The 26,039-nt window shown below is 47.9% G+C and carries 21 protein-coding genes; 8 read left to right on the top strand and 13 right to left on the bottom strand.

The genetic code is table 11. The features are described 5' to 3' along the window. Positions 1-139: 139 nt before the first annotated feature. The 4 genes from fba to rpoE form a co-directional block, all read right to left on the bottom strand. Positions 140-994: a class II fructose-1,6-bisphosphate aldolase gene (fba, locus tag NSS94_RS00695; protein ID WP_013308219.1), complete on the bottom strand. Its 855-nt coding sequence runs from the start codon at positions 992-994 to the stop codon at positions 140-142. A gap of 248 nt (positions 995-1,242) precedes the next feature. Further along, a complete protein-coding gene (locus NSS94_RS00690; RefSeq protein WP_013308218.1) occupies positions 1,243-1,611 on the bottom strand; it encodes a response regulator in 369 nt (122 codons plus the stop codon). Between the two features lie 213 nt (positions 1,612-1,824). Beyond that, positions 1,825-3,426 carry a CTP synthase gene (locus tag NSS94_RS00685; RefSeq protein ID WP_013368772.1) on the bottom strand — a complete coding sequence of 534 codons (1,602 nt, stop codon included), beginning with the start codon at positions 3,424-3,426 and terminating at the stop codon, positions 1,825-1,827. Between the two features lie 402 nt (positions 3,427-3,828). Then, positions 3,829-4,374: a DNA-directed RNA polymerase subunit delta gene (rpoE, locus tag NSS94_RS00680; protein ID WP_029514893.1), complete on the bottom strand. Its 546-nt coding sequence runs from the start codon at positions 4,372-4,374 to the stop codon at positions 3,829-3,831. A 404-nt stretch (positions 4,375-4,778) separates the two neighbouring features. On the opposite strand from rpoE, the gene NSS94_RS00675 reads away from it, so the two are divergent. Continuing rightward, positions 4,779-5,939, top strand: coding sequence for a S8 family peptidase (locus NSS94_RS00675; protein ID WP_029514895.1), 1,161 nt, complete (start codon positions 4,779-4,781; stop codon positions 5,937-5,939). Positions 5,940-5,953: 14 nt separating this feature from the next. Here NSS94_RS00675 and NSS94_RS00670 read toward each other — a convergent pair whose 3' ends face one another. From NSS94_RS00670 to NSS94_RS00655, 4 genes are read right to left on the bottom strand one after another with little or no spacing between them, the layout of a single operon-like run. Further along, complete coding sequence (locus NSS94_RS00670; RefSeq protein WP_029514896.1) at positions 5,954-7,339, bottom strand: MBL fold metallo-hydrolase; 1,386 nt, start codon at positions 7,337-7,339, stop codon at positions 5,954-5,956. Beyond that, the gene (locus NSS94_RS00665) at positions 7,336-9,006 is read right to left on the bottom strand and encodes an ABC transporter permease (protein ID WP_069011478.1); all 1,671 of its coding nucleotides are present in this window, start codon (positions 9,004-9,006) and stop codon (positions 7,336-7,338) included. The genes NSS94_RS00670 and NSS94_RS00665 overlap by 4 nt, the downstream gene beginning before the upstream one ends. 4 nt (positions 9,007-9,010) lie before the next feature. Then, the gene (locus NSS94_RS00660) at positions 9,011-10,081 is read right to left on the bottom strand and encodes an ABC transporter substrate-binding protein (protein ID WP_029514900.1); all 1,071 of its coding nucleotides are present in this window, start codon (positions 10,079-10,081) and stop codon (positions 9,011-9,013) included. An 18-nt stretch (positions 10,082-10,099) separates the two neighbouring features. Beyond that, the gene (locus NSS94_RS00655; RefSeq protein ID WP_341040373.1) at positions 10,100-11,098 is read right to left on the bottom strand and encodes an ABC transporter ATP-binding protein; all 999 of its coding nucleotides are present in this window, start codon (positions 11,096-11,098) and stop codon (positions 10,100-10,102) included. Between the two features lie 202 nt (positions 11,099-11,300). Between NSS94_RS00655 and NSS94_RS00650 the strand changes: the two genes are divergently transcribed. Both NSS94_RS00650 and NSS94_RS00645 read left to right on the top strand, forming a co-directional pair. Then, on the top strand, positions 11,301-12,194 hold the full coding sequence (locus NSS94_RS00650; protein ID WP_029514902.1) for a LysR family transcriptional regulator: 894 nt from the start codon (positions 11,301-11,303) through the stop codon (positions 12,192-12,194). Between the two features lie 126 nt (positions 12,195-12,320). Continuing rightward, complete coding sequence (locus NSS94_RS00645; protein WP_341038295.1) at positions 12,321-13,181, top strand: hypothetical protein; 861 nt, start codon at positions 12,321-12,323, stop codon at positions 13,179-13,181. 110 nt (positions 13,182-13,291) lie between these two features. On the opposite strand, the gene argS is transcribed toward NSS94_RS00645, so the two are convergent. The 3 genes from argS to NSS94_RS00630 form a co-directional block, all read right to left on the bottom strand. Continuing rightward, positions 13,292-14,971 (bottom strand): arginine--tRNA ligase, encoded by a 1,680-nt coding sequence (gene argS / locus NSS94_RS00640; protein WP_341038294.1) that lies wholly within the window; start codon positions 14,969-14,971, stop codon positions 13,292-13,294. Positions 14,972-14,973: 2 nt separating this feature from the next. Beyond that, positions 14,974-15,408 carry a DUF1934 domain-containing protein gene (locus tag NSS94_RS00635; RefSeq protein WP_341038293.1) on the bottom strand — a complete coding sequence of 145 codons (435 nt, stop codon included), beginning with the start codon at positions 15,406-15,408 and terminating at the stop codon, positions 14,974-14,976. 92 nt (positions 15,409-15,500) lie between these two features. Continuing rightward, positions 15,501-16,391 (bottom strand): LysR family transcriptional regulator, encoded by an 891-nt coding sequence (locus NSS94_RS00630; RefSeq protein WP_341040372.1) that lies wholly within the window; start codon positions 16,389-16,391, stop codon positions 15,501-15,503. Between the two features lie 153 nt (positions 16,392-16,544). On the opposite strand from NSS94_RS00630, the gene NSS94_RS00625 reads away from it, so the two are divergent. The 4 genes from NSS94_RS00625 to NSS94_RS00610 all read left to right on the top strand — a co-directional run bounded on the left by NSS94_RS00625 (position 16,545) and on the right by NSS94_RS00610 (position 21,150). After that, positions 16,545-18,299: an ABC transporter ATP-binding protein gene (locus NSS94_RS00625; protein ID WP_341038292.1), complete on the top strand. Its 1,755-nt coding sequence runs from the start codon at positions 16,545-16,547 to the stop codon at positions 18,297-18,299. Then, complete coding sequence (locus NSS94_RS00620) at positions 18,296-20,035, top strand: ABC transporter ATP-binding protein (protein ID WP_341038291.1); 1,740 nt, start codon at positions 18,296-18,298, stop codon at positions 20,033-20,035. Before NSS94_RS00625 ends, NSS94_RS00620 begins: the two co-directional genes overlap by 4 nt. 205 nt (positions 20,036-20,240) lie before the next feature. Further along, entirely contained in the window at positions 20,241-20,555 is a 315-nt protein-coding gene (locus NSS94_RS00615) for a MazG nucleotide pyrophosphohydrolase domain-containing protein (RefSeq protein WP_029514913.1), read from the top strand. Positions 20,556-20,568: 13 nt separating this feature from the next. Beyond that, positions 20,569-21,150, top strand: coding sequence for an LOG family protein (locus tag NSS94_RS00610; RefSeq protein ID WP_341038290.1), 582 nt, complete (start codon positions 20,569-20,571; stop codon positions 21,148-21,150). A 149-nt stretch (positions 21,151-21,299) separates the two neighbouring features. On the opposite strand, the gene NSS94_RS00605 is transcribed toward NSS94_RS00610, so the two are convergent. Beyond that, on the bottom strand, positions 21,300-22,592 hold the full coding sequence (locus NSS94_RS00605) for an MFS transporter (RefSeq protein WP_029514918.1): 1,293 nt from the start codon (positions 22,590-22,592) through the stop codon (positions 21,300-21,302). Positions 22,593-22,863: 271 nt separating this feature from the next. Beyond that, a complete protein-coding gene (gene speE, locus NSS94_RS00600) occupies positions 22,864-23,691 on the bottom strand; it encodes a polyamine aminopropyltransferase (RefSeq protein WP_029514919.1) in 828 nt (275 codons plus the stop codon). A gap of 282 nt (positions 23,692-23,973) precedes the next feature. Between speE and NSS94_RS00595 the strand changes: the two genes are divergently transcribed. Continuing rightward, the gene (locus NSS94_RS00595) at positions 23,974-26,031 is read left to right on the top strand and encodes a transglycosylase domain-containing protein (protein ID WP_341038289.1); all 2,058 of its coding nucleotides are present in this window, start codon (positions 23,974-23,976) and stop codon (positions 26,029-26,031) included. Positions 26,032-26,039 lie beyond the last annotated feature (8 nt).

Genomic DNA, 26,039 nt, shown 5'->3' with positions numbered 1-26,039 from the left:
AAAGACACCGGCTAAGCGGTGTGCTTTCCATACCAAACTATTCAACTGTACAGATTTAAGTATTTTGTGCAGCAGAACTACAGCTACAACTAAGAAATACATCTAGCCTGTGCAGACGCACGACCAGTTTAACTTATTATTACGCTTTGTTGTTGGAACCGAACTCACGAATTTTACCGATAACGGTTTGTTTAATCGCTTCACGACCTGGAGCGATGAATGTACGTGGGTCATAAGCATCCGGTTTCTCAGCAAGCACTTCACGAACCACTTTCGCAAATACGATTTGGTTCTCAGTGTTTACATTGATTTTGGAAGTTCCCAAGGAGATTGCTTTTTTAATGTCATGTGTTGGGATGCCAGTACCACCGTGCAGAACGAGTGGAAGTTTGATTGCATTGCAGATCTCTTCCATTTCTTTGAATCCGAGGTTTGGCTCGCCTTTGTATGGTCCGTGTACGGAACCCAGTGCAGGTGCCAGTGTATCGATACCTGTTTCGTTAACGATACGCAGACAGTCGTCCAACTTAGCGTACATTACGTCGCCGACAACATCATCCTCTTGACCGCCAACCATTCCAACTTCAGCTTCAACAGAAACGCCTTTGGAATGAGCATATTCAACCACTTTTTTCGTTGTAGCAATGTTTGTGTCGATTGGGCTGTGGGAATCGTCAATCATAACGGATGTGAACCCAGCGTCGATAGCTTCTTTACATTTTTCAAAGCTGGAACCGTGGTCCAAATGGATCGCAACCGGAACGGTGATTTTCATGTCATGAATAAGACCTTCTACCATTTTAACTACAGTGTAGAATCCGCCCATGTGACGTGCTGCGCCTTCAGAAACACCCAAGATTACTGGGGATTTTTCTTCTTCAGCAGCGCCCAAAATAGCTTGAGTCCACTCCAGGTTATTAATGTTGTATTGACCTACTGCGTATTTTCCTTCGAGTGCTTTGTTCAACATGTCTTTCATAGATACCAATGGCATGGTTACAGTCCTCCTAAAGGTGTTTGGGTTTGTCTATATTTTTAGCCGACATCACATACGGGCTTATTATACCACAACCCATGTTAAATACTAAACAAGCTTTTGCATATCAACACATACAAAAATCACGCTCAGGACGCCGTTTTTCGATAGAATTGTATAAGGAGAGGATTTACTTTCAGTATTTCCCATAATCACAAACAAAAAACCCTGTTGTGTTAACAGAGTTCTCAACCACCGTGACTCACCTAGTCACCTCTGAGTTGTTTGTTCACAGCAATCCGCATTTCGTCAATATCAAAGGGCTTGGTAAAATGCATTAGCGCACCTAGCTCCGTCGCCTCTTTAATCATGTCCAGTTCTCCATATGCTGTCATCATAATAACCTTGATATCGGGATTCATGGTTTTTAGATGTTTCAGAATTTCGAGTCCGTCCATACCTGGAATTTTCATATCGAGCAGAACCAGATCAGGTGGTTCCTTCTCAACAATTTCAAGTGCAATTTTCCCGTTCGCCGCCTGAAAGGTCTCATAACCCTCACTTCCGAACACTTCCATCAGTAAAATCCGTATTCCATTCTGGTCATCGACGATTAATACTTTCTTCTTTTCCAATGTTTTAACCTCCTAAGATCTTAAAACGAGGATCATGCAGCTATTGCCATAACAGCGTCCGATGACGTACAATATCCGTCCCATACCTAAAACTATATTCGCTCCTGCAAAAAGAAAATCCTTCTCTAATACATAATTGTGGAATATTCTTTCATAATCAGGAAGCATGGGATAAAAAAAGACCTCCCGTAGGAGGTCTTTCAAGCCGTAGCATTAACCTTGAAGCTGCAATGCTGCCTTTACAAATTCACGGAACAAAGGCTGCGGACGATTCGGACGGGAAGTAAATTCCGGGTGGAATTGTACCGCCAGGAACCACGGATGCTCAGGGAGCTCCACGATTTCCACCAAGCGTCCATCCGGTGAAGTACCGGAAATGCGAAGACCCGCTTTTTCAATAACTTCACGATATTCGTTATTGAATTCGTACCGATGACGGTGTCTTTCGTACACCAGCTCGTCGTTGTAGCAAGCCGAAGCCAGGGAACCTTCCACCAGTTTGCATGGATACAAGCCAAGACGCATCGTACCGCCCAGATCTTCGATGTCTTTTTGGTCGGGAAGCAAGTCAATGACAGGATAATCCGTTGCCGGATTAATTTCCGAGCTGTTGGCTCCTTCGAGACCAGCCAGGGAACGTGCAACCTCAATGACAGATACCTGCATACCCAGACAAATACCGAAGAACGGAATTTTTTGCTCCCGTGCATAACGGATAGTACTAATTTTGCCTTCAATTCCGCGATCGCCGAAGCCACCTGGTACGAGAATGCCGCCAATGCCGCCCAGCATGTCAGCTACGTTCTCGTCCGTCACTTCTTCAGCGTTCACCCAACGGATTTTTACGTCTGCATTCGCATCAAATCCAGCGTGCGAAAGTGATTCAACCACACTTAAATAAGCATCATGTAATGCAACATATTTACCAACAATAGCAATTTCAACCGTTTTATCCAGCTTGCTGATTCGATCAACTAACCCTTCCCATTCGGTCATATCTGGTGCAGGTGTTGTCAGCTTGAGATGGTTAACTACGATTTCGTCCAAGCCTTCTTCACGTAGGTTCAACGGAACCTCGTAGAGGGTTGAAGCATCGCGGCATTCTACCACTGCATTCGCATCAATATCGCAGAACAATGCAATTTTAGCCTTCATATCGGAGGACAGTTCATGCTCTGTACGGCAAACAATGACATTCGGTTGGATGCCGATGCTGCGCAGTTCTTTTACACTGTGCTGGGTTGGCTTGGTTTTAACCTCACCAGCAGCTTTAATATAAGGAATGAGCGTTACGTGAATATACATCACATTTTCGCGCCCAACTTCGCTTTTGAGCTGACGAATAGCTTCCAAAAATGGCAAGCTCTCAATATCGCCCACAGTACCGCCGATTTCTGTAATAATTACGTCCGAACCCGCTTCACGGCCTGCACGGTACACGCGCTCCTTGATTTCGTTCGTAATATGAGGGATAACCTGCACCGTACCGCCCAAATATTCTCCGCGACGCTCTTTGCTGATTACGCTGGAATATACCTTGCCTGTTGTGACATTGCTGTTCTTGGACAGATTAATATCAATAAAGCGCTCATAGTGTCCCAAGTCAAGGTCCGTTTCCGCACCATCATCCGTTACAAACACTTCACCGTGCTGGTAAGGACTCATCGTACCCGGATCGACATTCAGGTAAGGGTCAAATTTTTGAATCGTTACCTTCAGTCCCCTGTTCTTCAAAAGCCTCCCCAGTGAAGCTGCCGTAATCCCTTTGCCCAAGGAAGACACAACCCCGCCTGTCACAAAAATATACTTTGTCACTGTTCAAAACCCTCCTAGATAAGATGCAAAATTCAGGCGACATTATGATGTTATCGTAACCCGTTTGCACGGATTATCATCCATGAAGAAGGCAGCGGAATCATTTTCCATGTCCGCCGCCCTTAGCCTTCTTTCATGAGTGAAAACACCCCTATAAAAAACAAAAAAGCACTCCCGTAGTACGGGGCACTTTTATAAAAAAAGCAAACATATAAGTGAATCAATCATAAGCCCAAGCAATAGTTTACCCCGTGTCCAATCCGCTGTCAAGGAAGTTATATGTGTTAATTTGTCCATTGAACCAGATTGGAGAGAATCCACCTGAAAGCTTTAAATCAGAAGAGGTTTTCAATAAAACGGTCATGAAAAAGGGGAGAACGCATCTCCCCTTGCAGCCTGTTCCTAACGAAGTGAATCGTCGTCTTCCGTCGACTCATCGTCATTTTCATCTTCTGAATCTTCCTCATCACTGAGGTCCTCGTCGTCTATAACCACGTCTTCATCACTATCATCATCATCTTCTCCGTCGAACAGCTCGTCTTCGCCGTCCTCGTCTTCGCTATCTGCATCGAAGTCGTCATCAGAGTTGTATGTTTCTTCTTCATGATAGTCATCTTCGTCGTCATCGTCTTCGTCGTTAATAATACGAGGACGCTTGGCGCCTGTCAGGGCATCTTCGGATTTATCTACCGGATACCAACGTTTCAAGCCCCACAGATTCGTACCGACACAGGCAAAACGCCCGTCAATGTTGATTTCAGTATATAGCTGAGCAATAACGTCATTAATTTCTTCGTCAGACAAGCCGCGCAATTTGGCGACTTCCTTCATCAGGTCACGGTAATAATATGGAGTATTGGCTGCTTTCAATACCATAAATGCCAAGTCCACCATTGGAGTCTCGTGGACTTTCTCCGGGTCAATCTTCAAGTTGAGTGGGGTACTCACCTAGGGACACTTCCTCTCACACGTAATTCACAAGAACATGTTTCAGAGCATACACGATACATGCAATACTAACATATCCATTATCAAAACTAAGTAAAACCTATTTGGAAGCAAATTGCAAGTTAAAGATGGGTATCGTCATAATTTCCAGGAATATCCCCCTAAACAAGACGGCACACGTAAAAAGACGGGGTCCCCCCCGTCTTCGACTGTACCCGCTTCGGGAGAACCCCCCAAAGTTGTTGCACAAGAGCTTATGCCCTCCATGTATCGTATGTGTCCACATCCACTTTGACACGACAAGCAGGCCTATTTACTTAAAAAAGGGGCAGGTTTCCCATGCCGCAGCTGACGCTTGCTCATACTATACCTCAGCATGGCTCATCGGAGGGGGACCGTCTCAAATGGACTATCCGGATTTTTTGCAGCGTTTGCATGAGGGTATTTCGGAGCCGTCCGGCAGTGGACGGAACAAACAGATCATCACGTTCGATAAGCCTCACCAATACCGGGAATGCCTGTCCTATCTCAGGAAGCTGAAACCCGAGCTTGCGGGATTACGGCAAGTACAACCGGCCAGACTAATCCGTGCTTTAATCGCTCCGCTTTCAGGGGGAGACAGGCTGGGCAAATATCACAACGGTGTTACCGTTGAAGAAGATACCCGCATGAAGGTTCACGCTGAAACTGCTCATATACCAAAAGCAGAGAAGAACCTTTCCATGCCATGGGGAGTCAAACAGGTACGTGCATACAAGGCTTGGCCTTCCTCGACAGGGAATCGGGTCAGAATCGGTGTGATCGACACAGGAGCGGATTTTCAACATCCTGATCTTCGCCATTCTCTCGCCAGAGGTATTAATTTGCTTAACCGAACCATGCTACCCTATGACGATAATGGCCATGGTACTCATATTGCTGGAACTATCGCGGCGTCCAACTATGACGAAGGTATGGTGGGCGTAGCACCACGAGCTTTAATTCATCCCGTAAAAGCATTTGATCATAATGGAGCCGCCTACGTCTCCGATATCATTCTTGGTATCGACTGGTGTGTATTAAATCGTGTCGATATCATCAATATGAGCTTTGGTATGAAGTCGCGCAGCAAGGCATTACTTGATATGGTGAATAAGGCATATCATAACGGCATCGTCGTTGTAGCGTCCTCAGGAAACGAGGGCAAGCGCCGAAGTATTGACTACCCCGCCCGCTATTCCCAGACGATCTCAGTGGGGGCTACTGACAAATACAGACGCATTGCACCTTTCAGCAACCGAGGGCAATTTGTAGACGTGTACGCACCTGGCGAAAAGATCACATCCTCCTGGATCCATGGCAAGCATCACGAAATGAGTGGTACCTCTATGGCTACTTCCCATGTGACCGGAAGCATCGCACTTCTCCTTTCACTGAGGCCGGAACTGGGGCCTGGAGAAATCAAGGCGTTGCTTAAGCGTACCGCCACACCACTACGCCTGCGCAAAAGCGCTGGACGTAGCTCTATCTCGACCAAACTTGGCGAAGTCGATGCCTTCCGGTTGATGCAGGAGGGCACAAAGTGAATGATGATGTGATGCTAAACCTCTAGTGTATCGCCTGGCTCCAGAGAGTGAACTTTTCTGGAAGGACCTTCACATCCACTATTTTCTTCTCTTATCAACTCATCTCGTACCAGGTCAGTCTGCAGCTTCGGCGCATGAACGAGTACAACCTGTTTGCTAGGCAGCTCCTTCAGCATTTGCCGCACATCTGATAATCCCTGATGCACCTTATAAATCAAATGCCGAGCTACACAGCTGTTATTTTGATCCACACGTTCCAACAGATATTTGCCAAAAGAACCATGTGGAGCATGCCCGGTCAATATAACACTGTTGCTGATTCTTTCTCCGCTATCATTACCCTCCCCCATGTTGCGGTTATCCGATAGATACTGATAGTACCAGCGCGCCTGTGGGGAATCCATCATGCCGTCTCTTGTTATGATAATAGCCGTTGGGTTCTGTTCCAGCAGACTCACTCGTTCCGCAGCATCACGAGGCACGAAGACCCTGTCACTGTTTAGCACATGTTTTATTCGCGCTAGAGCTTCCGGACGCAGCCATTCTTTCCAGCGGTTTAACTGTTTCAATCCCTGCCATATGTCGTGCTCTACAATCATTGCCTGTTCAGGGAATTGCTCACTAGCCCATACAATCAAGTCCTGTCCTCTGCCAAAGGCAGGCACCGGCAACAACACATGGCCACCAGACCATAATATCCGCTCCATCTCGACCCTCAGCCGCTCCAGCTTAACAGGCTGCGGGTCTATATCCATGCCATACGCATTGTCCATAATGGATATGTCCGCTAGATTGGGCTCTGACTTCCATTCAGGCAGGTCATGCAGCCCCTCCCCAACACCCAAGTCTGGCGCATCGGCAGCAAGAAGCTCAGATTCGCGGCTGTAATCTCCAGAAAAAAACAACCGCTTCCCTTCCATTTCTACCACATACCATACTGCACCAGCCAAATGTCCACTGCGTCCCCACATGATTCTCATACTCGGACAAGCCTCAAGCCATTCTCCTGCTGGCGCCTCATCTTCTAGATAGCGATAAGCAATGGATTGGATGTTCTGTTCGTCGTATGGTAGTTCTGCTCCTCTTGATTCAACATAAGTATGCCAGGAGCGAAAATAGGAGCCTAACTGCTCAGCAGTGGCCTTGGTCGTCCAGACCTCCCCCTGGTATCCATACTTGTACAGTAGGGGGAGTGCCATGGAATGATCCTCATGTGCATGAGACAGCAATACAGCGGTCAGTCTCTCCGCCACCTGCGGTGGGAAAACCGGATATTGTCCGGTTCCTTCCTTTTTCACGCCACAATCCAGCATGACGCGATGCTGTTTTCCTTCAAAAACATAGCAGGAACGGCCATGTTCGCCCGCCCCTCCCCAAATCCTAAGCTTAGTCATGATTATTTCCACTTTCTTCGCGAGTTTAAGCTTTCCATTAAGATCAGTAGCAACGTGGTCATTCCGACCGATATGACAGCCATCGCCATCCCAAGCGACACCTGTCCCTGTTCAAATTGTGCAAATATGTAGGTTGCTGACGTCTGAACGGATGGTGGCAAAATCAGTAATGATCCTACCAATTCGCGTGAAGCAATGGTAAATGTCATCATCCAACCAGCGAGCATTCCCGGTACAATCAGCGGCAGTACAATCCGGCGGAATATATAAGACGGTCGCCCGCCAAATACCTGCCCCGCCTGAAAAAGGCCAGCGTCCACCTGTGTAAAGGCGCTTTTGACATACTGCACAGTATAAGGAACAAACAAGATAACATACGTCAGAATGACCATGCCGTATGTGTTATACAATGGAATCGGCATCCATGGTGAGTTCCACCACAAAATCAGGCCCACCACCATAACAATTCCCGGCACCGTATTCGGAAGCAAACTAAATGCATCAACCGTCCGTTGGATTCTTGTGCGTGAGCCGCCAATGACAAGTGCAAACCAAGTGCCCAGCACCACAGCAAGCGTCGATGCGCCCAAAGAGAGAAATACGCTGTTCAGGAGCGCCTCCATACTCTCTGATCCCCAAGACAGCAGTTCCTTGTAAGAGTCGAGCGTCAAATTATCCCAGGCAAGTCCCATTCCCCTCAGCTTCATCGTCGAGGCTGAAAGAATTGAAAAATAAGGAATGCCAATGGACGCAATGAGCAACAATAGAATGAATGCAACACTCAGCCCCGTAGTCCAACCGGATATACGAAGACGGGACGGACGCGAACCTTTACCACCTACCAGCCTATACGTAAACTTCCGGTTGATCACCGACTGCGCATACCACATGAGCAGGCAGGCGGTTAACAGCACCGAGGCCATCGACGTCGCTTTGCTAAAATCTATGGGCCAGCTAGAAATGTATTTGTGGATTTCTGAAGTCATGACCTCATACCCGATACGTCGCCCAAAGGTAGCGGGGGTGCCAAACTCGGCAATCGTTTTAACGAAAATGAGCAGCGCGCCCATTCCGTAAGCCGAAAGCAGCAGCGGTAAAATGATTCGACGGAATCTGTACAGAAAGCCGCCGCCCATTACGGCACCCGCCTCCTCCAGACTCCCGCCAATCCTCACCAGCGCCCCGCGCAGCAGCAGGTACAGGAATGGAAATAGATGTAGGCTCATGATCATCACCATGCCACCAAGGCTAAAGAAGGATGGCGTTAAGAAATACAGGTCCGGGAACAACTGCTCCAGATATCCGTTTTTTTGCATAAACAGAATCCAGCCCATGGACCCGATATAGGGCGGGGTCATAAACGGAATTAGCAGCACGACATCCAACCAGCGCCAGTGCGCAAGACGAGTGTTGGACATGATCCAGGCTAGCGGAAGTGCAAGTACCGTTGTTCCTGCAATCACACAGATACCTAGCCAAATCGAGCTGAATAGCACTCCCGCAAATGGTGAAGCAGCTAACGTTCGAAAAGGTGCATCCCACTGAAATTCTTCATCAACATACACACTTTGGATAAAGATTTGCAGCAACGGCATCACAATCAAGAAAAGAAGCGCGATCAGAGCCAGCGTCAGACACCACGCTCTGATGTGTTTAACGGATAAGCCTCCCATCGGCTTATTTGAACATTTGCGTGAACTTCTCTGTCACGTCTGATCCATGTTCGCCCATCCATTCCCAATTGGTCTTCAGCAATGGGATCTCGTCCAGATTGGCACGCTTGTCAGCTTTGATATCCGTGCGGCCCGGGAGTAAGGAGGCATCCGCTACTAGTTTCTGTGCGTCGTCCGACAACAGATAGTCAATAAATGCCTTGGCATTCTGCTCATGCTGCGTTGACTTGAGAATTGCAGCGGGACGTGGGCTGATGACGGTTCCCTCTGTTGGATAGACGATGTCAATCGGCTCGCCTTTGGCTTTAGCCTTGTAGGTCATGTAATCGACCGCAGCAACGACTATACCTTTAGCTCCGGTAATCACGGGGTCCAGCGCTTCCTGATTGGCACCAGCCATGGCCACACCGTTTGCCTTGTACTGCTCAAACAACGTCCAGCCTCCATCGCCCTTGGCGCTCAGATAGCCTGTCATAAAGTCCAATGCTGAGCCGGACAGTGATGGGTCGGGGATGTTAACCTGATCCTTGTACTCAGGCTTCGCTAAATCGGCCCATGAAGTTGGTGGTGTTTTCACCAGCTTTGTGTTATACGCAATGCCCAGAGCAGAAGCACTGGTACTGAAGTAGTTGCCCTCCTTATCGGACCAGTCTGGATTTAGCTTGTCCGCGTTTTTGGCATCCGGGTAAGGCAGTGTTAGTCCTTCCTTTTTCAAGCCTTGTACAGACGGAAGCGATGCCAGCACAACCACGTCCGCTACCGGATTCGTCTTCTCGGCTTCCATACGGGCCAAAATTTTTCCTGTCGTTCCCTGAAACAACTCTACCTTCACTCCGCTCTGCGCCTCATATCCTGCTATCAGCTTTTTCGCCAGTCCATCCGGGCCTGCGCTGTAGACCACCAACTTCTGATCGGTGGATGCCGCCTCCGCTTGTCCTGCTGATCCATTAGCTGGCGCCCCATCCTTGGTTGGCGTTGCTGTTCCGCAACCCGCCACAGCGAGTCCAAAAGTCAATGTTAATGCGAGCATCGTCCCTTTTTTCCATCCTGTACGAAAAACATGCCTATTCATCATCTTATATACCCCTTTTCCCTATGCTTCAAGTTGGTGGATGTGTTGCGGTGATACCCAAATGTTCATTTGTTGACCTATGGGCAAGCGGATGGAATGATATGCAGTCCATTGCTCGCCGCTCTCGGCTAGTATACGAATTTCATAACGATCGCCGACATAGCTGACATGCAGGATCTCTACTGTAAAAGCGTGCTGATCCGCTTGCTCCTGTTCCCAACGGACATGTTCAGGACGAAATAGTGTCCGTTCCAACTCCAGCCAGTTGGATTTGCCGATAAACCTCGCCACCTCTGGATGAGCTGGGCAACCGTAGATCACCTCTGGTGTTCCGGTCTGCAAAATATGTCCACTTTTCATAACAACCACTTCATCAGACATGGACATGGCCTCGATCTGATCATGGGTGACATATAGGGCGGTCAGCCCCAGATCGCGCACAAGCGACAACATCTCAATGCGCATCTCCTCCCGTAGCACCGCATCCAGCGCACTGAGAGGCTCGTCGAACAACACCAGTCGAGGCCGGATAGCAACCGCTCTTGCGAAGGCAACCCGCTGCTGCTGACCACCGGACAGCTGATGAGGATACCGATCCTCCATCCCTGACAATCTGACCATGTCGAGCGCCTCCAGCACCACTGTCCGCAGTTCCTTGTCTCGGGCGCTGGCAAACCCTTTCCCCCGCTTGCCCGCACGCAGGCCGAAGGCCACATTTTCAAACACCGTCATATGCGGCCACAGAGCGAAATCCTGAAAGACCATACCAAAGTGGCGGAGATGTGCGGGAATATCCTTTTTTCGTTCAGCCGAAAAAAGAATTTCCTCTCCCATCGTGATTGTGCCGGTATCCGGTGTCTCCAGACCAGCAATCAAGCGCAAGAGCGTTGTTTTCCCACATCCGGACGGTCCGAGCAGTGTTGTGAATTTGCCCCGTCGTACGACCAGATTCGTCTCATGCAGCGCTGTTATTTGGCTGAAGGTTTTACTTAATCCGTGAATATATAGATCCTGATTCATCGCATTACCTGCCTGTTCTTCTGACTGACCCCAGTGTAAAACTTGAATTCGCAAGCTGTGTTATTGGAAAGTTAAAACAAAATTAATTATTTCAATGAATTGTGTTAATACTCATAGATTTAATCTATATAGAGGGGATTAATGCTGCTACCCATACAAATAGGCATGATTGTTCGATTAACCTGAAAGCGAGGCATTCTAAGTGAATTTAAGTCTTCTAAAGTTACATATTGTAGAACTGCTGAATAAGCACCATAAAATTACCACGGTCGCCGAGCTTCTTGGCTTAAAGCAACCTACTGTTACTTTTCATATGAAAAATCTGGAGCGTGAATTCGGCGTAAAGCTGTTTGACACACGCATGGGCAAAATCATCCTGACGGATGCTGGAAATGCGCTACTGCACTATGCCAGCAAAATTAATGCACTGGCTGCCGAAGCTGAGCGAGTCGTCCGCGAGTTCGATACGCTCCAGCGGGGAAGCATACGTATTGGCGCAAGCTATGTACCCGCTACCTACTTGCTTCCTGCTGTGTTGCACCGCTTTGCCCGTGAGCATCCGGGCATTCACATCGCCTTGTCTGTGAAAACTGCGCCCGTGATCAAGGACATGCTCGCTCGTCACGAAATTGATCTTGGCATCATTTCGGCAGAGCCGTTTCAATCCCCAACGCTACTCTCAGAATCCTTGGGCGAAGATGAACTGATGCTCATCTGCTCACCCACTCATCCGCTCGCCAACGAAACCGATTTGACACCCGAGCTTATCGCTTCTTCCTCCTTCGTATTACATGGCAAGGATTCCAGCACACGCCACGTGACCGACAAATGGCTGGAGCGTGGGAGTCGGCGACTTCCCTCCTATCTGGAGTTGGATTCACTGGAAGCCATCAAACAGGCGGTTATGCTGGGAGAACACATCTCCTTTGTCTCTCGCATTGCCGTTCAGTCAGAGGTTGAGCGGGGCTTACTGGTTGTAAGACCTATTCCGGGGCAGTCTGTTGAGCGGTATATTTATATGGTCAGCAACAAAGACCGCCATCGCTCGGCGCTCATTCACAGATTCACCGAATATTTATCATGGAACCAAGATTAAATCTTACCTGTCATATAGAAATTATGTCTTTTTTTTACCGGAGTACCCTCTTGCTTTGACATACGACTGACAATACACCCGTAAAGTGTAGCGTGTAACCTATTCGGACGAACAGGAGAGGATGAAATGAAAACAGGCCTTCGTATCACCCAATTGATGTCGGTAGTAACTCTGAGTGCAGTACTGCTCGTAACAGGATGGAAAGGAGCAGAACCGGTACAAGCTGCCGCCAATGCCACACCAAGCTATGAGGTGAAGCTACTACTGGATACGGCTCAGGTGCTCAATGCGGATGGCTCATTAAAAAGTGGCATCGTGAACGAGTTTCAAATTAGCGACGATGCACAACGATTGAGCGTCGAGTATTTTGATACAAATTCATTGCAATTAAATGACGAGGGCTGGAACGTGAGGTTTCGCAAAAAAGAGGACAAAAAAAATTATGAATTAACCTACAAAAAGCGCTATACGGTCACAAATGGAAATATCGACGCGGCGTTCACCCAAGCGAATAAAGAAGGGTTCAGCGCATCTGATGATAATTATGAGGCTGAGGTGGATTGGGGATACAGCAAGCAAACACTAAGTTTTTCCAATGATAAAAAAACAAACGCCTCCAAAGGATTGGCTCTGCCTTCCCCAGATCAAGCATTAAAGCAACTACAGGATAATCTTCCGGGCAAGCTGCAAAACTGGAAATCCAGCAACTGGGGCAAGAAAACTCTGGCAGACTCCAGAGTACGCGGTCCGGTACAGGTCAGCAAATATGAAGGTAGCTTTCAGGGACTGGATACCGACGTTGAAATATGGCCTATTCGCAGCGCAAACGGATCAGGTACAGAAAATATTATCGAAATCTCCTTCAAAACCTCGGATTACAGTGTTGCCGCCAGCAACCGCACCAAGCTGATGAACCTGTTGCAATCCAAAGGATGGCTGGTTCCCGCCGATTCCCTGAAAACGAATTTGGTACTGGAACGCTACTAAGCTAATCCAACATAAAAAGGAACCGAGGCGCCAACCTGTTGAGAGTGGCGCCTCGGTTCCTTTTATTATTATTTATATGACTACAAGGTCATGATGTTAAAGTTGCTTGCTTACATACGTTCCGGTGCAGACACGCCCACTAGCTTCAGTACGTTGGCAATGGTCGTGCGCACCGCACCAAACAACGCCAAGCGTGCCTGCGTTTGAGCGGCATCCTCTGTAATGACGCGCTCTGCCTTATAGTAGCTGTGGAACAATGAAGCCAGCTCGTAGACATAGCGAATCATACGGTGTGGTGCAAAGTTTGCAGCCGCCACCGATACTTCCTCCGGCAGCTCGCCGATTTTGCGGAGCAAATCGTATTCATGCTCAGCCGTCAGCTTGGACAAGTCAACTTCTGCCAACGGCAGCACAGCAATCCCCTGCTCTTCAGCTTGACGATATACGCTGCATGCACGTGCGTGCGCATATTGTACGTAGAATACTGGATTCTCATTGGAAGTGGAAATCGCCAAATCCATGTCAAAATCCAGGTGCGAATCCATGCTGCGCATAGTGAAGAAGTAACGGATCGCGTCTACACCCACTTCTTCCATCAGATCTTCCATCGTCACGGCCTTGCCAGTACGTTTGGACATTTTTACTTTTTCCCCATTTTGGAACAAGCTGACCATTTGGGCAATCAACACTTTAAGCTTATCCGGGTCATTACCCAGTGCTTCCATTGCTGCCTTCATCCGTGGAATATAGCCATGGTGATCCGCTCCCCAAATGTTGATGATCGTGTCATACCCACGAGCATATTTATCGCGATGGTAAGCGATATCCGGGGTCAGGTACGTATATGTACCGTCATTTTTGATCAAGACACGGTCTTTATCGTCGCCGTACTTGGTCGTATTCAGCCATGTAGCTCCGTCCTTCTCGTAAATCTCTTCACGGTCACGCAGCTCATTCAGCGCTTTAAGCACTTCACCATTTTCATACAGCGACGTTTCGCTGAACCAGGAGTCAAAAGGTACACGGAACAGCTCCAGATCACGCTTAATCTTGTTTAGTTCCTTTTCCAGACCGTAGTCACGGAAATAAGCAGCACGATCTCCCGGTTCCATGGACAACAGAGAATCGCCCTTTTCAGCCACCAGTTCCTTGGCAAACCCGATGATATCCTCACCATGGTAACCATCTTCCGGCATCTCCGCAGGCTGTCCCAGCTCCTGCAAATAACGCGCTTCAATAGAGCGGCTCATGTTGTAAATCTGGTTGCCCGCATCATTAATGTAGTATTCACGAGTTACTTTGTATCCGGCAAAATCAAGCACGTTGCAAAGAGCATCCCCTACGGCTGCACCACGTGCATGACCTAAGTGAAGGCTACCTGTCGGATTGGCGCTGACAAACTCGATTTGTACCTTTTTGCCTGCACCTTCCTGTATACGCCCGTAATCTGCCCCCTGCTCCTGCACTTGTCCAATGACTGCGTACAGGTAGCTCTTGTTCAGGCGGAAGTTAATAAAACCCGGTCCAGCGATTTCTGCACTTTCAATAGAAGCGGAAGCTAAATCCATATTCGCGATTAAGTCTTCAGCGATTTGCCGTGGGTTCTTCTTCGCAATGCGGGTGAGCTGCATCGCAACGTTGGTAGCCAAATCACCGTGTGACTTGTCCTTGGGCACCTCCAGCGTAATGGTCGGCAGCTCTTCGCGGCTCACGATTCCGGCAGCCATCACCGCCGCCTCGATTGCTAAAGTCACCTTTTGATTAATAAGTTCCAGTGGATTGCTTGTCATGATTATTGCTCCTCCTGTATATGCAAACTGATGGCAAAATGCCCCGAGAAATCCTCAAATACGTACAGATCATAGGTCCAGCTCACATGTCCGCTGAATCCATCCATCCGAATATCAAGCTTCTGCGTATGCGCAGACATGTTCAGGTTTAAATAAGGCGAGCGGTAAAATCCAGGCAACCTGCGTCCCAGCGCAAACGACTGCTCTGATTGTACCTCACCGTGACGAATCAGCTTTAGCTCATCCGATCCGATTTTGACTGTGTTCCGTGTCGTACCGCCCTCAGGACTTTCTTGCGGCTCATCATACCTTATATATAGATGCTTCCCACGCACGATCGCTTCTCCGGGAAGTTCCTGTACCACATCTTCTCCGTCATGATGACTATGAAGACGGATTCGAACCTTTGCATTATGTGGCATGTATTCAAACTCCATTCTATTGCTATCCTACTGTACTACTATATCCAGTTCCCGATTGCAATTCAAATGAGTTTTTACAAAAAGATGCTTTCATCCAAAAAATTTAGCTACCTTAAGTCAGCTCCATCAGATGCTTGGCTAAAACTTTCAATGAATCGAGAGGCTAGAGAAGACATGTATTTATCCTTCATCCAGACAGCCGCCACACGTGTATGCAATTCTTCACACATAATTTTCTTAACGATTAACTGGTTATTGCTTCCGAGTGACAACGCAGACCGCGAAATCATACCGATCCCCAGCCCTTCATTAGCCCAATGAAGCGTGGTGCGAGCATCATCGTTTTTGCAAAAGAAATTTGGCTCAAAGCCATGCTTTATACAGGTATCGTGGATCAATTGTTCAAAGCGGCGATATACGATGAGCGGCCTGTTTTTCAAGCCAGACAACGGGATGGTCTTCTGTTCGGGGTTCCAGTCATGTTCTTCTGTCATCACTGCGATCATCGGTTCGGAGGACGCATATCTGCACCCTAAATCAGTGGTATTAAAAGGGGTTCTGACGATACCGACCTCGACAATTCCTTTGTTCAAAAGATCGAGAATCCTAAAGGTATTTCCCTCATGAATTTCAAATTTTACACCCGCATAGGTTTTATGAAATTCGGAAAGCCTGTCTTTCATTAGGGCTGCGCCGGAAGAGGAGACCGTTCCAATGGTAAGCGTACCCTTCATCCCCAAGGCAAAATCGTTAATTTCTCTCGTTGTGGCATCTGTCAGCTCCAGAATCTGCTTGGCCCTATTCTGTAAAATGATGCCGGCCTCCGTCAACTGGATGCTTCGCGAGCCTCGATGCACGAGCTTTACACCAAGCTCTTCCTCCAGTTGCATGAGCTGCTGACTTAAGGGAGGCTGTGCGATTTGCAGCTTTTTGGCTGCCGCTGTAATCTGTCCGGCCTCTGCGATCGCCAAAAAATACTTGAGATGTCTCAATTCCATCATTATGGCCCTCCGGTACTGATATATGTAAAACCTATACCTCTAATATATATTAAATATTATTCATATGGTTGGGGATATGACATAATCAAATTCAGATATGCTATTGCGGCATGAGGCTATATACATTATTTAGGTTAGGTGATGGTTTATTTGCTGAAATTTGCTGTTTTTTTGAAACCCTATAAAAAGGAAACGATTCTTGGGCCTCTATTTAAACTGATTGAGGCCATCTTGGAACTATTGCTGCCCACTATGGTTGCCTTAATGATCAATCATGGTGTAGGTAAAGGAGACACCCATTATGTTTGGCAGATGGGTCTTTTGATGTTACTCATGACTATACTGGGCTTTGGCAGTTCATTAGTATGTCAGTTTTACGCAGCCCGTGCCTCCCAAGGATTCGGAACTACGCTGCGCAATACGATGTTTAAACATATTTCATCGTTTTCTTATGCTGATCTCGATAAGTTCGGTACGCCCTCGCTCATCAACCGGATTACGAATGATGTCAATCAACTCCAAACGGCTGTAGCGATGCTGATTCGTCTGGTCATTCGTGCTCCTTTTATTTGTATCGGGGCTATTATCATGTCCATGATCCTGGATTTCCGCCTGGCTTTGGTGCTGTTGGCGGCTACACCGGTTCTAGCTTTGATCCTGTATGTGGTCATTACGAAGGCTTCACCACTGTATCGTCGGTATCAAAAAAAACTCGATAAAATCGCTCTGGTACTTAGCGAAAATCTTACAGGCGTACGGGTCATACGCGCATTTGCCAAAAGAGGCGCTGAGCGAGTTAAATTCAACGCCGCTTCGGATGACCTGACTCAGACCGCTATTCGTGTCGGACGTATTTCTGCTTTGCTAAGCCCTGCCACCTTGCTGGTGGTAAACGGAGCTATTATTGCAATCCTGTGGATCGGCGCCATCCATATCCAATATGGATCACTTACACAAGGGGAGATTATTGCCTTTATTAATTACATTACGCAAATTTTATTAGCTCTGATTGTGGTGACCAATTTAATTATTTTGTTCACCAAGGCTGCCACTTCAGCAGCGCGGATTCAGGAGGTCCTAGACACGCAAGCTTCGATTTCCGACACTGCTGCTACTTCTACATCTATAGATAGGGAGGGAACAAGTGGGCATGGCGCTGTACCAGCCATCTCTTTTGATCATGTTTCCTTTGGATACAATAAGACAGGACAACTGGCACTTAGTGATGTAGTCGTAAACATCTATCCCGGTGAGACGGTCGGCATCATCGGAGGGACAGGTTCGGGGAAATCCACTTTTGTGAATCTCATTCCCCGTTTCTATGATGCGGTAGAGGGTCGTGTGCAGGTTGACGGCATCGACGTTCGGCAGTATAAGCTTGAGCAATTGCGGCAGAAAATCGGTATTGTTCCTCAGAAGGCGCTGCTGTTCACTGGGACGATAGCGGATAATATCCGTTGGGGACATGAACACGCCACCGACGAGGAAGTCGCTCAAGCCGCAGCAATCGCGCAAGCGGATGAATTTATTTCTAACTTGCCGGAAAAATTCGATGCCCCGATCACCCGAGGAGGACTTAATCTATCAGGCGGCCAAAAGCAGCGACTTACCATTGCCAGAGCTATTGTAGGCAATCCGGAAATTCTGATTTTGGACGATTCCTCAAGCGCACTTGATTTTGCAACTGACGCCGCCCTCCGGAAATCGCTACGGGAAAATAGCACCCGCATGACTGTCCTACTGGTCTCGCAACGAGTAAGCAGCGTACAGCATGCTGATAAAATCATTGTATTTGATGAAGGCCGGATTGTCGGAATCGGCACACATGATCAGTTGATGAGCAGCTCAGAAGTATATCAAGAAATTAATCATTCCCAGCTCTCAACGCAGGAGGTAGACCAATGAGTGGCAAGGAAACCTGGAGAAGATTGTTAACCTATGTCGGTCAATATAAAACAACAACATTTGGGGTCATCGTCAGTGCGATTCTCAGCGTGCTTGCCAGTCTGATCGGACCCTACATGATTGGTCAAGCTATCGACCACATGGTGAATAAGGGAGCAGTGGATTTTAAAGGTATTGTAAAGATTCTAGCTGGATTAGGCATTGTATATGTTGTAGGCAGTCTGTTTAGCTGGCTACTCACGTATTTGACGAACCGTATTGCTTTTCAGACCGTAAATGATATGCGGCGGGAGTTATTTGATCATTTTAATATCCTTCCGTTAAGCTTTCATGACACTCATCCGCAAGGAGACAGCATTAGCCGTTTTGTGAACGATATGGATGCTGTGTCGGATGGATTGCTGCAAGGTTTTTCCACCTTGATTACCGGGATTATTACGATTATAGGCTCCATTGTACTCATGCTGTATATCAGTCCGATCATGACGTTGGTCGTATTGGTGTCTGCCCCGATCACATACGGTGTGGCACGGTTCATTACGACAAGGTCACAGCGTATGTTCCGCGAACAGGCAAAAATTTTAGGAAGCCTGAACGGTTACGTAGAAGAAATGATTGGCGGACAACGGGTAGTTACTGCTTTTCATTATGAAAACCGCTCGCTTGAGGAATTCTCCGCCAGAAACGAACAATTGTATCAAGCCGGGGTGAAATCGCAGTTTTACGGATCATTGTCCAACCCCTCTACCAGATTGGTGAACAACATGACTTTTTCAGTCACCGCCATGATTGGCTGTATCTCCATTATTTTGGGTGGGATCTCGGTAGGTGGATTGTCGAGCTTTCTGATTTATACCAATTTGTTCGCCAAACCCTTTAATGAAATTACAGGTGTTCTCACCCAGTTCCAGGCAGCTACGGCTTCTGCTCAGCGCATATTTGCGATTTTGGACTCACCGCCAGAGCAGCCGGAAAAATCGAACGCCGTACAGCTGAAGCGCAGCAAAGGCACGATTCTTTTTGATCATGTGAAATTTTCCTATAACCCGGAACGTACGCTCATTACGAACTTTAGTCTGGAGGTTAAACCGGGTACACGTGTGGCCATTGTCGGACAGACCGGAGCTGGCAAAACCACACTCGTCAATCTGCTCATGCGGTTTTACGATGTGGACAGCGGCTCGATATCCATCGACGGGGTGAATATCAACGACATGAGCCGGGACAACCTGCGGACTAACTTTGGTATGGTGCTTCAAGATACATGGCTGTTCAGCGGAACCATTCGGGACAATATCGCTTACGGGAAGCCGGAAGCCACGGACGAAGAAGTCATCGCGGCTGCAACAGCTGCCAATGCGCATAGCTTCATCAAGCGACTGCCTCATGGCTACGATACGGTCATCAGCGGGTCAGGCGACAGCCTGTCGCAAGGCCAAAAACAGCTGCTTACCATCGCGAGGGTAATCCTCGTCGATCCACCTATGCTGATCCTGGATGAAGCGACCAGTAGCATAGACACTCTGACAGAAGCGCGTATCCAAAAAGCATTTATGAAAATGATTGCCGGACGCACCAGCTTTGTGATCGCCCACAGACTATCGACCATCCGCGAAGCGGATTTGATTCTATACATGAAAAACGGCGATGTCGTCGAAAGTGGTACCCATGAGGGGCTGCTTGCCAGCGGCGGCCATTATGCCTCGCTCTATAACAGCCAGTTTACTACGGCTTAAAAGGCTGACCGGATACGGTCGCATCAGTAAGGTCAACGTTCTTAAAAAAAGTCGGTTGCTTTTTAAGCAATTGGCTTTTTTATTTTTCTTTGATAAATCCCCCCCTATATTATATAATAAAACGAGAACAAACGTTTCCGTTTCATCTAAACCTTATGGTTTGTATAGCCAACATCATGCATGGGTTTCAGTTGGGAGGCTGAATATGGATATTAATGAATTTCAAAAGTGGGTCAAGCAATATTATCAGGAGAGGAACTGGTCTGATTTAGATATCTTCGTCCGAATTGGTTTCTTGGCAGAGGAAACCGGGGAGGTTGCGAGAGCTATTCGCGCCCTGGAGATCGGCAGAGACCGGCCTGATGAGATCGATGGTTCATTCGAGGAGAACAGGGAGCATTTAACTGAAGAACTTGGAGACGTACTGGGTAATCTCATCGTGATCGCCAACAAGTATGACATCACCTTGGAGGATATATTTCGAACACACCAGCAAAAACTTGCAAAAAGATATACATAAAGGAGAATCTCATATGAAAAGCATTGCTGTTTTTTGCGGTTCCAGTAATGGAGCGTCTGAGATTTATCGAGAGCATGCTGTTGCTCTGGGCAAGGCACTTGCCGAACAGGAAATAAGCCTGATTTATGGAGGAGCAAGTGTTGGTTTAATGGGTGCAGTGGCTGACGCGGCACTTCATGCAGGAGGTCACGTCATCGGTGTACTCCCTCACTTTTTGCAAAACCGTGAAATTGCACATAATGGCCTGAGCGAATTAATCATTGTTGATTCCATGCACGAACGAAAATCTAAAATGGCAGAGATTGCGGACGGATTCATTGTTTTACCAGGTGGCCCAGGTACAATGGAAGAATACTTTGAAATTTTCACATGGGCGCAATTAGGCTTGCATGAAAAGCCATGCGGTCTTTTAAATATTAACCATTATTACGATCCTCTTATTTCCTTGTTTAATCGTATGGTTGAGGAACAATTTATGCAGGAAAAATATCGTGCGTTGGTAATTACGGATACTACTTCGCAAGGAATCCTACAGCAATTTACAAATTACACTCCTCCTGCCGTCAAAACATATCTCACGAGCAAACGGACCTGACATTAGGAATGGCACGTATTGCTCAACAGACATACCATTTAATTTAATATGATATGAAAGGAACACCACCGTCAACGTTATTCCAGTGGTGTTCCTGTAAAATTGAACTCATCCAATGAATGCTGTCACGCCTAACGGGAACCCCAATTTTAAATCCCAGCGCCCGTAGCGGTTGGTTGGTCCATTTGCTCACTTTCCTGAAAATCCCTGCGGTAGAACCAGCCGATCAGAACAGCAACGGTAGTCATGGCCGCAGCCAACAAATACACCTGCACCATACCGAAACGGTCTGCATACCAGCCCATGAATAACAAAGACAGACCGAAAGCGAGATTTGTAAGCACATCAATTCCCGCCATCACTTTGGGCAGCTGGGCTGCCGGTGCACTGGTTTGCAGCAAGGTGCGGCGAATGATACCAGCCATCTGAACAGGTAAGCCTGATACAGCAAAAAGAATAAGCGCAGCAGCGGGGATGGTATTCAGCGCAAATACAATGGTAATCAGTACATACACCAGCAATGCTCCGAGCATGTACAAAAAGCTGTTCTTTTGCAATCGCTTGACCAAGCCAACGACAATCAATCCACCCAAAATCGTGCCCGAAAAAAAGGACGCATTCATAAAGCCCCACCAGCTCGCATCCCGATGCAGCACTTGGCTGACGTACGCCAGAATAAATACCCCAAGCCAGGAGACTCCCCCGATACTATCCACGCTATCGACGATCATCAGAGAACGAATACGACGGTTGTGCCAAATGATTGTCCAGCCTTCCCCAAGCTCTTTCCAATGGGAGCCTTTTTCCTTTGCCTTTGCAGGCTCTACTGCATTTGTCGAGGAATCCGAAGCTTCAAGACTTAATTCCTTCTGATCCAGCGGATCACGAATAAAGGACGTGACAGTTACAGCCACGAGATAACAACAGGATGCAATCACAAGCGTATTCAGGGAACCCAGCCAAGCCACAATAATTCCGCTCAGCGCCCAGCCTGCACACCTGACCACCTGATCACTGACCGCCACCATGCCGTTGGCACGCATTAGCCCTTCACCCGTAGCCAAACGGGGTACAAGCGCATTACGCGCAGGATTGGTCCAGCCATCCAGAAAAGACATACCGAACACCATCACAAAAATAAATAGAAACGACCTCTGCTCAGGTACGATCCACAAATAAAGCAGCAGTAGCGTAAAAATGACAAACTGACCAAACTGGGAAAATAGCAACACGCGTGTTAGCCGAAATCGGCCGAGGACGATTGGTGCAACGAGCCCACTAAGCACTTGGGCAGACAATCGGAACAGCGGGATTAGAATAGTCGTCATTAAGGAATTACTTGAGCTGAACACCAATACCACTACACTCAACATGTAGATGATATCTGCTACGTTGGAGATCGTCTGGGACCCCCACAGGTAATAAAAAGAGCGTCTGATCAAAAAAGTTTCCCCCTCTTTGGTACATCGCCGATTTATGTATTTCCATAACCAAACCGTCCCTGTTGACATTACAAATCTGTTAAATGTCTGGTTTTTTGTATATTCTACACACACCCTTAAATTTCCTTCTTTTATCTTAAAAGGAAATTCAGTGTCCAGTATGCATCATGGCCATTTTTAAATCTTATTCAAGACAAAAAAGCGCCTATAGCGCTCCTTTCCGCCCAAAAACAGGCAATAAAGACCACTAAGACGCTTTTTCTTAAAATGTTTACTTCGTTAAATCCTCTACAAACTTAGGTAGTACAAACGCCGCTTTGTGCAAACGCGGACTATAATATCGGGTGTCCATCTCTGGAATTCGGTTTTCGTCTACTTCGAGCGGATCATACTTCTTACTACCCAACGTGAATGTCCATAGACCACTCGGATAGGTTGGAATGTTCGCACCATATACACGCACAATCGGGAAAATTTCCTTCACATCTTTGTTAACCTTCTGAATCAGATCTGCCTTGAACCAAGGATTATCCGTTTGTGCAACGAAAATACCGTCTTCCTTCAATGCTTCAAAAATACCTTGGTAAAACCCGCGCTCGAACAGCGGGGCTGCCGGACCTACGGGCTCCGTCGAATCGACCATAATGACGTCGTATTCATTTTTGTGTTCAATAATGTGCATGTATCCGTCATTGACCAGCACTTCTACATTAGGCTCGTCCAGCTTTCCTGCGATTTCAGGCAAATATTTCTTGGAATATTCTATCACCTTACCGTCGATCTCCACCAATACAGCCTTTTCCACTTCAGGGTGCTTGATGACCTCACGAATAACGCCGCCATCGCCACCGCCCACAACCAAAACCTTTTTCGGATTGGGATGTGTATTCAAAGCTGGATGTGCTACCATTTCGTGATACACAAATTCATCCTTAACCGTTGTCATCACCATGCCATCCAGAACAAGCATATTGCCGAATTCCTCTGTCTCGATCATAGCCAGATCCTGAAAATCTGTTTTCTCAGAGACGTAGGTTTGTTTGATTTTTGCTGTAATGCCGAAAGAGGGAGTCTGCTTCTCCGTAAACCACAAGTCCATCATTCCAACCTTCTTTCTGATCAAAGTATGTGTCCGGCAATCCGGTAGCATAAACGTTGACTTTCCTTATATCAGTAACACGCAAACGCCAAGTTTGCTATATTTATTGTACCAAACACATTGGAATTTCACACTTTTTGCATTATAAGTGATACCTGAATGAGCTGCTAAAGCAATTTGGAGATTTAATCTTGTTTAAAATAGACACGTATGTGTATCTGATGAATAGACGCTTTCGGATTGACTATACTGAGAACATCAACTATGGAAGGAGGTGGCATGATGACCGATACGACCGGACGATCCCCCAAGCGTAAACCGCTTTGGCTTCGATTGTTTCAAGGACTGATGTCTCTCACGATTCTGACGGTCATCGCCGCCTGCATCCTGCTCGCCTATTTGTACACGACCAGCCTTCCGCTCGCGGATACGGACCGGAATTCACGTCTGCTCGATAGTCAGGGGCAAGTCATCGCCACTTTCTCTGCTGGAGGCAAAGAATCCATTCCGGTCCAGCTTGATCACATTTCACCCGATTTGATTGCAGCTACCCTGGCTGTGGAAGATCGGAAGTTTTACGATCATTTTGGCTTTGATTTCAAAGGTCTGGGCCGGGCGGTAATCGTTAATCTGACCCGCTGGGATATGTCGCAAGGGGCCAGCACGCTGACTCAGCAGCTTGCACGCAATCTATACTTATCTCATGAGAAAACGTGGACGCGCAAGGCCAAGGAGGCTATCTATACCGCACAGCTTGAAATGAAGTACACCAAAAATGAGCTGCTACAAATGTATTTGAACGAAATTTACTATGGTCACGGCGCCTATGGCATTGAAGCAGCTTCGCAAATGTATTTCGGTAAATCCGCAAAAGATCTGGATTTGGCCGAAAGCGCCCTGTTAGCAGGTATTCCGAAAGGGCCAACCTACTATTCACCGTATAATCATATGAAAAATGCAAAGGATCGGCAGAAAATTGTTCTGGACTCCATGGCGCTTATCGGCAAAATTACACCGGCTGAAGCCACCAAGGCCTATGAGGAAATGTTAGCCCTGCGGCCCGAGAGCCAGCGTCGGACAGTGGAAACCGCTCCCTGGTTCCGCGATTACGTCCGCCAGTTGGTGACACATCAGCTCGGGATTAGCGAAGGGGTGCTTGAGCATGGCGGCCTGAGTATTTATACCACGCTGGACATGCACATGCAGCAAGCAGCCGAGGCGGCTGTAAACGAGGGCATGAAGAACAGCAACGGACTGGAAACCGCGTTAATCTCCATGGACCCGCGCAACGGGCATGTCAAGGCCATGGTCGGCGGAACGAACTATGTCGGGAATCAATATAATCATGCGCTGGCCACAACCCGGCAGCCAGGCTCCTCCTTCAAGCCGATTATGTATCTAAGCGCACTGGATTCCGGCGAATTGACGAGTACGTCCAAGTTCGAAAGCCGACCGACGTTGTTCCACTACGATAACAATCGCAAGACCTATAAGCCCAAAAATTTTGGAGACAAATATTTGGGCGAAATAGATCTTCGGCGCGCAATTGCGGCGTCCGATAATATTTATGCCGTAAGCACCATTTTGAAGGTGGGAACGGATAAGGTCATGGACCTCGCCAGCAAAATGGGCATTACAAGCGAGCTCAAGCCCGTACCTTCGCTAGCGCTGGGTGTGTCGCCCGTCAGCCCGTTCGAGATGGCCTCGGCCTTCTCGGTCATCGGTAGCGGCGGGCAAAAGGTGGCTCCGGTGGCAGTGCTGCGCATCACCGATGCTGCCGGGCGGTCGCTGTACGAAGCGCCCCAAGCCGCGCCCGTGCAGGTGGTGAAGCCCGCCTCCGCCTACGTCCTCACACGCCTTATGGAAGGCGTGTTCGAGGAAGGCGGCACTGGCAACCGGGTCGCGAAGCTGATCAAGCGCCCGGTTGCCGGCAAGAGCGGCACGACCAACACCGATGCGTGGATGGTCGGCTTTACCCCCGAGCTGTCCACCGCTGTCTGGGTCGGCTATGACAAGGGCAAGGACATCAGCACACAGGATGCCCGACGGGCGGCTCCGATTTTTGCGCAATATACGGAGAAAGCGCTGGAGAATGTGCCACCCAAAATCTTTCCTATCCCTGACGGCGTAGTCAGCGCTTATATTGACCCGGCCAGCGGCAAGCTGGCTGCACCGGACAGCCCGGACAAGCGGCTGGAGGTATTCGTCAGCGGCACGGAGCCGAAGGAGACGCTATCGGGGCAAGATAACCAACCGGTATCCACACCAACTGACCAAGCGGAGCGACAAGCTGAAAAGAAATCGTGGTGGGGCAATTTTAAGCGTTGGTGGATGGATTAATAGCAAAA

Origin of the sequence: Paenibacillus sp. FSL L8-0644 (assembly GCF_038008165.1) — a bacterium.
In the GTDB taxonomy this organism is placed as follows: Bacteria; Bacillota; Bacilli; order Paenibacillales; family Paenibacillaceae; genus Paenibacillus; species Paenibacillus polymyxa_D.
The sequence above is the reverse complement of the archived record's forward strand: the minus strand, read 5'-3'. Positions and strand labels throughout refer to the sequence as shown.

Coding starts and splice junctions, on each gene's coding strand:
- fba (WP_013308219.1), bottom strand. CDS start 994: ATGCCATTGGTATCTATGAAAGACATGTTGAACAAAGCACTCGAAGGA.
- NSS94_RS00675 (WP_029514895.1), top strand. CDS start 4,779: ATGGACTATCCGGATTTTTTGCAGCGTTTGCATGAGGGTATTTCGGAG.
- NSS94_RS00665 (WP_069011478.1), bottom strand. CDS start 9,006: ATGGGAGGCTTATCCGTTAAACACATCAGAGCGTGGTGTCTGACGCTG.
- NSS94_RS00660 (WP_029514900.1), bottom strand. CDS start 10,081: ATGATGAATAGGCATGTTTTTCGTACAGGATGGAAAAAAGGGACGATG.
- NSS94_RS00655 (WP_341040373.1), bottom strand. CDS start 11,098: ATGAATCAGGATCTATATATTCACGGATTAAGTAAAACCTTCAGCCAA.
- NSS94_RS00645 (WP_341038295.1), top strand. CDS start 12,321: ATGAAAACAGGCCTTCGTATCACCCAATTGATGTCGGTAGTAACTCTG.
- argS (WP_341038294.1), bottom strand. CDS start 14,971: ATGACAAGCAATCCACTGGAACTTATTAATCAAAAGGTGACTTTAGCA.
- NSS94_RS00635 (WP_341038293.1), bottom strand. CDS start 15,408: ATGGAGTTTGAATACATGCCACATAATGCAAAGGTTCGAATCCGTCTT.
- NSS94_RS00630 (WP_341040372.1), bottom strand. CDS start 16,391: ATGGAATTGAGACATCTCAAGTATTTTTTGGCGATCGCAGAGGCCGGA.
- NSS94_RS00620 (WP_341038291.1), top strand. CDS start 18,296: ATGAGTGGCAAGGAAACCTGGAGAAGATTGTTAACCTATGTCGGTCAA.
- NSS94_RS00615 (WP_029514913.1), top strand. CDS start 20,241: ATGGATATTAATGAATTTCAAAAGTGGGTCAAGCAATATTATCAGGAG.
- NSS94_RS00610 (WP_341038290.1), top strand. CDS start 20,569: ATGAAAAGCATTGCTGTTTTTTGCGGTTCCAGTAATGGAGCGTCTGAG.
- speE (WP_029514919.1), bottom strand. CDS start 23,691: ATGGACTTGTGGTTTACGGAGAAGCAGACTCCCTCTTTCGGCATTACA.
- NSS94_RS00595 (WP_341038289.1), top strand. CDS start 23,974: ATGACCGATACGACCGGACGATCCCCCAAGCGTAAACCGCTTTGGCTT.